The sequence below is a fragment of the Prevotella sp. oral taxon 317 str. F0108 genome (assembly GCF_000162415.1).
Classification (GTDB): Bacteria; Bacteroidota; Bacteroidia; order Bacteroidales; family Bacteroidaceae; genus Prevotella; species Prevotella conceptionensis.
Window position 1 is genome coordinate 461,491 of the sequence record NZ_GG740073.1, and the last position, 8,063, is coordinate 469,553.

The 8,063-nt window shown below is 45.8% G+C and carries 5 protein-coding genes; 4 read left to right on the forward strand and 1 reads right to left on the reverse strand.

Annotation, left to right across the window (positions count from 1 at the left end):
• Positions 1-139: 139 nt before the first annotated feature.
• Positions 140-2,140 carry an outer membrane beta-barrel protein gene (locus HMPREF0670_RS08455; RefSeq protein WP_157579606.1) on the reverse strand — a complete coding sequence of 667 codons (2,001 nt, stop codon included), beginning with the start codon at positions 2,138-2,140 and terminating at the stop codon, positions 140-142.
• A 370-nt stretch (positions 2,141-2,510) separates the two neighbouring features.
• On the opposite strand from HMPREF0670_RS08455, the gene HMPREF0670_RS08460 reads away from it, so the two are divergent.
• From HMPREF0670_RS08460 to HMPREF0670_RS08475, 4 genes are all read left to right on the forward strand, one after another.
• Positions 2,511-3,353, forward strand: a complete 843-nt coding sequence (locus tag HMPREF0670_RS08460) for a retropepsin-like aspartic protease (RefSeq protein WP_044077990.1) — start codon at positions 2,511-2,513, stop codon at positions 3,351-3,353.
• Between the two features lie 419 nt (positions 3,354-3,772).
• On the forward strand, positions 3,773-5,482 hold the full coding sequence (locus HMPREF0670_RS08465) for a sigma-70 family RNA polymerase sigma factor (protein WP_009230748.1): 1,710 nt from the start codon (positions 3,773-3,775) through the stop codon (positions 5,480-5,482).
• Positions 5,483-5,582: 100 nt separating this feature from the next.
• The gene (locus tag HMPREF0670_RS08470) at positions 5,583-6,656 is read left to right on the forward strand and encodes a radical SAM protein (protein WP_044077991.1); all 1,074 of its coding nucleotides are present in this window, start codon (positions 5,583-5,585) and stop codon (positions 6,654-6,656) included.
• Between the two features lie 13 nt (positions 6,657-6,669).
• On the forward strand, positions 6,670-7,728 hold the full coding sequence (locus tag HMPREF0670_RS08475) for a Gfo/Idh/MocA family protein (RefSeq protein WP_009230750.1): 1,059 nt from the start codon (positions 6,670-6,672) through the stop codon (positions 7,726-7,728).
• The last annotated feature ends 335 nt before the right edge of the window (positions 7,729-8,063 follow it).

An 8,063-nucleotide genomic window follows, 5' to 3' on the forward strand; every position in this document is an offset into this window, starting at 1 on the left:
ACTTTATCGTTACGTTTAATTAACAAAGTTTAGTAATTCGAGATGACCGATTGGGGGTAATGCAAATTACACCACCGTTAGGCTTGTGGCGCAGCCACATGCATTGTTATTCCTATCGGTCACGATAAATCCATCGCCCTTATAGCCTTATCGTAAGCCCCATGCCCACTTGTCTGCGAGGCACATTTCTCATGTCGAACTCATAGGTGAAGTACATATAACGGTACTTTGGCGTGCCATCGGCCAGCACATCATTGCAAAACAGGCGCAATGTGGCCATGTCTTTGAGAAACGTCCAACGCAAACTCATGTCCACTTGCATGCGAGCAGGCAATTCCCAAAGCCCTTGTTGCGTTTTGGTTTGCCCAAAAGCGTCTACCGACAAAGCGATGTTGGGCTTGGTACAAAGCGTGGCCACACCCGTGAATTGCGCCTCGCCATGAATGATGCGACTGTTCACAGCCTCTTCCCACATCCTGGCTTCGTGCTTATCTCGCGTCCAAGCACCGCCCAAAGTAAGGCAAGTATAGAGCCACGAACCAAACTGATGCGGCATAACAGCCTGCAAACCCACCTGCTGATGGCGGTCGATATTGCAGTTCTTCAGCAGAACATAGTCTAGAAAGCCATTGGCATAAGGCTGTTGCATGACACGTCCCGAGGCACGATTGTACCAAGTTCTGAACTGGAAACCGCCCTTCGTGACATACGAAAGCTGTGCCTGATAATGCAACGAAGGCATTGGCCATGAGTCGTTAACCGTGTACAAGCGTCCGCCATTGTCGGGTTGCGACAGGCCGTTCAGGTCTGAATAGTGCGGATAATCCCGACTTCCACTCACGCTCAACGACAAAACGTTGCCTTCGCAGGGTGCGTAGCTGATGCTGAAAGTGGGCAACGCGCGCCATTGCGTTGTCATAACGTGATGATAGTAATCGGCAGACAAAGACACTTCTGCCGATAGTTTCTCGCCAAATCGTTTGCTCACGCCCACATAAGCGGTAGTGAAATGCTCCTCGGGATAATGCCACGACACGCTGTATTCGCCCCTCGCTTGGTGTCGCCTATGCACCACCGAGTTGTGTTTCACCTTCTTAAACCATGCACCATAGTTGATGGTCCAGCCGTTGTTCAGTTCGTGTTCTCCTGCGATATAGGCGCGCCAGAGGTCTGTCCGAAGGCTATCGGTCACCAATAAATTTTCTTTCAATAGCCTGGCAAGCCACGGACTGAAATCAGGATCTAGTGTAAAGGGATTAACGTAACCCATCAACACGTGCCTTTCGGGTGCCCGAAAGAAGGCGGCCTCTATGCCCAACCTAATGCCCAAAGGCGTTACATAGTCTATCCTTGCATTGTGCAACCACGCCTTTGCCTTACCATCGGCATAACCCAAGTGCGAATCTGTGTTGCTAACGCTTAGGTCGTTGTTGGTGTTAAAGCCCTGATAGGTGGCACTTAGCGTGTGGCGCGCGCCAAAAGTATAGGTCGCCGCAAGTCGGTAGCTGTGTTTGCAGGTTGCCGTAAGTCGTTCTTGCGTGTTGGTTATGTCTTCGTAACTAGGCGAAAGCACTTGGGGAATGTCCGTTCGTAAGGCATCGAGAACCCTGCCGTGGCTGTGTAGGTAGCTCAGATCGAGCGAAAACTGCCCTTTACGAAAACTGCCCGATGCCCTTTCGCCGAACAATGTGCGATGCCTAAGAGCGATGTCGCCACCCACTTCGGCCGCAAACGGTCTGCTTTCTCCGTCTCCACGCTTAAAGCTAAGGGCGATTAGCGGTGCGTTGGCTTGCATGCGCGCAGCAGGATTGTACACAATTTCCACCCGTTCGATGCCGCTTGCCGGCATGGCGCGCAGCAATTCTTGCAGCTGATCGTAGGCCACGTTCTGCGTTTCGCCGTTGATAGACACGGCAATGGCGCGTCCGCCGAGCGTATAAACACCATTTTGCACGGTTATTCCTGGCAGTGCACCAATGGCATCGTAACCGTTCTCCACGCCTTTTTGTGCCACAAGTCGTGGCAAGTCGTAGCTAACGGCATGGTTCAACTGCTGTGCTTCTGTTTGTGCTTGCATGTTTGGTGCGGCCCAGGCAGATAGTGCGAGGGCTAAAAGGGCAGTCAATGTGTTTCTTTTCATTTGCATCTGTATCAGGTGATTGCTTGTTTGGGGTCGCGTTTGTTTTAAGAAAGACGTCGTTTCGTGCTCTTCCTTTTGTAACAAACTCCTGCAAATTTATCGAATTTTCGGGTTTACGCCAATGTTTTATGCAGAAAAGTTTAGCGCAAACTACAAATTCTCTGCTGTTGTAAACCCTTACCAACGCTTGTTTCCATGCTTGGCAATGGCTTATGCCCATGCCCATGCGGAGGAACTTACATGCTCTTTTATCTCGCCAGTTGCTAGTGTGTTTCAATTGAATTTGCTGTCAAAAACACGATGGATGACTTGCATAAGTCCATAGAACGTCGTACTTTTGTACCAAAAGTCTAAACCAACAATCAGGCAAATGAAACAACGCGCATTGCACCTACTGTTACTCTTAGCCTTCGCGATAGGCGTTGCGGCTCAGTCGAAACTGTACAATCAGTATGGATTTATCTACGCCGATGCCATGCTGAGCACCCCAAACAAGGCCATGACCGTGCAAGCGCTTATAGATACGGGCTGCTCGCTGTGTATGATAGACTCTACTTACGCCGTAGACTCGTGCAAAATACAGTTGGACGCAACGGAGAAATTGATTCTTAGTGCAGACAACGAACGTGTAAGGACAAAACCAGTTACGCTTGATTCTATTTCGTTTTGCGGTAAAACGTATAGAAATGTTGTTTGTTTGGTTTTCAACATTGCCGAAAAGCTGCAACAGTACACGCCCCAATTCCTCATCGGGGCTAACATTCTGCAGCAAGACCTGTGGCTCTTTAACCTCAAAGACATGCTTGTGCAACGAAATCCCACCGACAAACGCGCGCCCGACTATACATTAAAATGGAAGAACCACAGGCATTATGCTGATGTTGGCCGCGACCTCATCACACTTCATGCCGAGATAAATGGCATACGGGGGCGATTTGTGTTCGATACGGGTAGCCGAAACAATTATGTTCCAAACAACATCAAGCTTGAACCTACACGCGAAGTGGAGAGGGAAGTGGCCAGTGCATCTAGAAAGCTGAGCAAACAAATGGTGAAAGAATGCGAGAACGTTGCCGTTACCTTGGGCAAACAGCACTTTGTGTTAGATTTCAGACTGTTCGACCGTAGCGTTGGCACCTTGAACTTGTCTTTCCTTAAAGACCGTTCGTTCTTGCTTAACTACAACAAGCGAACAATAACCGTGCTACGCTAACCGCGCATGCCCGCCGCACGCTTTGTGCGTAAAGTTCTGCTGCACGTGTTATATATGGTAAGGCATAATCGCAAGCACAAATCCCATGTGTCGCATTTTGCTTAAAAGTAAACTCAACGCCAACCCATTTTGGTGCTACAACTCTCTCCACCTGTTGTCTTTGTTGGTTACCGTGAAACAGTTGCGAGTTCGAACGAAACCATGCCAAAGCATAATAACATCGAGAACATTTGGCATTCTCCTCTTAATGTAGTGGTTTTGCGTTATTCAAGTCATTTCGCACTTTTGTCTTCTCAACAGCTCTATGCCAACGTAGCAGTTTAAGTGCCAAATAGTGAAAATACAGCAATTGTCATGCAGTCTTTTGCCTTCAACTCACTCCTCTTAATAAGGAAAAGACATTTCTTGTTAAGAAATATATGATAGATATAGACGCTTGCAAAAGGGGAAACAAAGAAACCCTTGGTGAACTATATGCGGCGTATGCTCCCAAATTAAAGAGCGTATGCCGTAGCTATGTTAAGGATGAAAGTGTGGCAGAAGACATTCTACACGATGCATTCATCATCATTTTTACATCCATTGGCGAACTAAAAGAAAACCAAAAATTAGAAGGATGGATGATAACCATAGTGAAAAATCTCTCGTTAAAGTATCTTCGACACATGCAAAAACACAGCACATCGCTGCTGGATCTAAACAGAGAGGTGATGGACGACACCTTAGAAAACGGGCAAAGCGTGGAGTTAGACGTGCTGTTACAAGCCATCGACACCTTACCCAGAGGCAGTCGCGAGGTATTTAAGCTGTCGGTTTTGGACGGGCTCTCGCACAAGGAGATAGGACGAATGCTTGGAATTAACCCACATAGTTCGTCTTCACAATTGTTTAGGGCAAAAAAGATGTTACAGGCAATGCTAAGTAATTATTGGGGATTGCTGCTGTTACCACTTTTCATTCCTGTATATATATATATGGTGACAAGGCAAAAGGTGGGCCGATTAACCACATTAAAGCCGCGAACAACGAAACAACGGCAAGCCACCCCCGAAAAGACGAAGGACGAAAGCATGAAACCCAATGCCAATCAGCCAGCATATTCCACCCCAACGCCAACCACACCCGCTGTTGGGGATAGCAAATTGGCACAAACTGTCGCCTACAATGGCACATTTTATTTTCCTAAAAGCGCAGACAGCACAAAGCTTACAAAAACTATTTTGCCATTCGATGCAGACACAATACAACGGAAACTGGTCGTAACACACACGCCAAAAGACACGCTACCATCATCGCTGCCTGCAATTGCTACAAACAAAGACATTGCTTTGAATGAACAAATGGCCCAAACCGTCAAGCCCAAGAAGAAATATCCTTGGACGTTTAACCTTGGATATTCGTCTAATGCTGGCGCAAACAGTGCGTTGTCAAATCAAAACTATCTCACGATGATTGACTATGCTAATGGTGGAGCCACCGCAAAACTATACACATGGGAAGATTGTCAGAACTATCTAACAAGGAACAATGCGCTGATGGATTCTGTTGAAAGGGCTAGGCTAGCCTGGATTGTGAACAACAACATCGACTCGCCCACAGATGCTGGTGTCGGCTTAGGCGAAAAGGCCAACCATCATCGCCCCATTACGTTAGGTTTCTCGCTTAATAAGCAATTAAGTCTGCGCTGGACATTTGGCACAGGACTAATGTACACAAGCCTAAATTCAGAGTTTGAAAGTGAGTATCATCGCGCAACATTGAGGAAAACACAAAGAGTAGACTACCTTGGCATACCTTTGCGCCTTACCTATCGCTTTTGGACTAAGGGCCGCTTCAATGCATATACAACAGGTGGCGTAACGTTCGAGATACCCGTTTATAGCTCGCTCGCTAAGAAATACACCGTAACTGCCGACTCAACATACACCCTACGCGAGCGCATTAAGGTGCATAGCCAATGGTCGGTCAACCTTGGCGTAGGCGTGCAGTATCGCCTGTTCAAGCCGTTCAGCATCTATTTAGAGCCCAACATGTTCTATTACTTCGGCAACGCGAGTGGCATCGAAACCTATCGCACCGAACATCCGTTCATCATAACCGTGCCATTCGGCTTGCGCCTAACGTGGTAGGCCGAGAAAGAACAGGCAACTAAAATACCCTCTCCGTTGTGCAGTCTTTCTAACTCCTTTTGCTCTTTATTATAAAAAGACAAAATCGATTAATAAGACAATGTATCGCATATACGACTACATCTATAATGGATGGGTGCTTGTAAACAACATGATGCGCAAACAACATAAAGAACTAACATCCTTGATGATTTATTCTACCACAAGTTGTCAGTCGCGTTGTAAGCATTGCGCCATTTGGAAGAAACCAATAGAACACCTGAACCTGAGCGACATAATAATGATAATGAAGAGTAAATGTATAACGAAACGCACAATGGTGGGTTTGGAAGGAGGCGAGTTCGTTCTCCATCCCGAGGCCGACCAAATACTGGGCTGGTTTGACAGGAACCATCCCAATTATACATTACTGTCCAACGGTCTTGCTGTTGACAAGGTTGTTGCTGCTGTTAAGCAGCACCATCCCAAACACCTGTATGTCTCGCTTGACGGAACTAGGGAAACCTACCTCCACATGCGCGGGAGAGATGGTTACGACAATGTGATTGCTGTGGTGAAAGCGTGCAAAGACCTCGTACCTTTATCCTTAATGTTTTGCCTTTCGCCATGGAACACATTCAAAGACATGGAGCATGTTATCGGTATAGCCAAAGTGCATGGCGTGGATGTACGTATCGGCATTTACAGCACAATGTCTTTCTTCGACACAACGGCAGATATGATGGACGCGATGGGTAATGGTTTCGTCAGCCAAATTCCTCCATCCATACATAGTACAAGCGAGAATTATGACTTTGTGGCCTTATACGATGAATGGAAAAACAAACGGCTCAAACTTCGATGCCATAGCATTTTCAGTCAGGCAGTAATCCATTCCAACGGCGATGTACCACTGTGTCAAAATCTGAATGTTCTGTTGGGGAATATACATAGTAGCTCGCTCGACGAGATTATAAACTCACAAACCACATGTAAATTGCAATGCGAGCATTCTAGGAAATGCAATAAGTGCTGGATAAATTACCACCGCAAGTACGACATAATCTTGCTGAAAAACCTTGAACGCGTTTTTCCAAAATGGCTGATTGAACTTTTTTACGGTGAATACCAATGGACGCGAGACAGGGACATTACATATAAGCAACATTTCGGGCGCAAAACACCACAAATCTAAAAATACAGTAGACATGGCAAACTTAAGCAATATCATCAAAAGATATAAAAGCTATCGCAGTATAAATGGACTACGGGCCACTTACACCTGCCAGTATGCACTTATAGGTATAGGAAATCATTGTGTCGGAAACTTGTTACCCGTTATCCAACATTTACAACTACCTTTGAAATATATCTGTTGCACATCCGAGAAAAAGGCAACGTTGGTCTCTCAAAAGTATAACGGCGTTAAGGGAACAGACAACCTGAACACCATTTTGGACGACGAAACCATTTTAGGAGTAATTTTAGCCACAACTCCACACGAGCATTTTCAGATTGCTCGTAAGGTGTTAAAGGCGGGTAAGTCGTTGTTTATAGAAAAACCTCCTTGTGAAGACGAAGAGCAACTTAGAACACTTATCGATACCGTTAGGCTGTTTGGTTCGCCTCACGTTGTGGTTGGACTTCAAAGGCGTTTTGCCCCTATCACACAGTTTTTACACCAACGGCTGAAAAATACAGACAAGCACCATTATCTCTATCGTTACCAAACAGGACTATACCCCGAAGGCGACGTTTTGCTTGAGCTTTTTATTCACCCCCTAGACTATGTCGTACATCTTTTCGGAGAGGCAAAGGTGATAACGGCAAACAGAATAACATTCAAAAATGGCGGACAAACCCTGATGCTTGTATTAGAACATCGGGAGGTAACAGGTATGCTAGAGTTATCTACTGACTTTTCTTGGCAGAACGCACAAGAAGAATTGAGCATTTCTACAAGCAAGGGATGTTACACGCTAAGCAACATGGAGACCCTAGAATTTTCTCCAAAACGTTCGTCTTTCTTGGGCGTACCCTTAGAGAAGGTCGTGCCAGGTAATGCAATAACCACTAGGCTGTGTGCCAGAAACGCCTTTTTGCCTATCCTGGACAACAATCAGGTTGTAACGCAGGGGTTCTTCAATGAAATAAAGGCATTTGCAGACATGGTCGAAAATAAACGTGAAGACAACTATGCTTTCGGCTTTGAGAGTATGAAACATACTTATTCACTGATGGCCAAGATAAGAGAGACGACCCATTAGCTCCAGTTGGTAACGCCCAAAAAGCATTCATAAACTTGCAAATTTGTGGGCTTACAGGGTTTGCCAATCTCAAAAAAGAAATAGCAAAAGATGAGATACAATCAAATGATGGAGAGTATAAATGGTATCAACATATAATTATCGAGAACATCTAACAAAAAGGAGAAATGATTATGAAGAAAGTGATTTTTAGCCTGATATGCTTTGCTGGGCTATCGGCATGTTCCACAGAAAACGCGGTGGTAAGTTCGTTAAAGACTTACGATGTGTCAAATTCACCATGCAAAAGGGAGACGACAATGGCAGATTTGCAAAGCCAACCGCGCGAGGAAGAT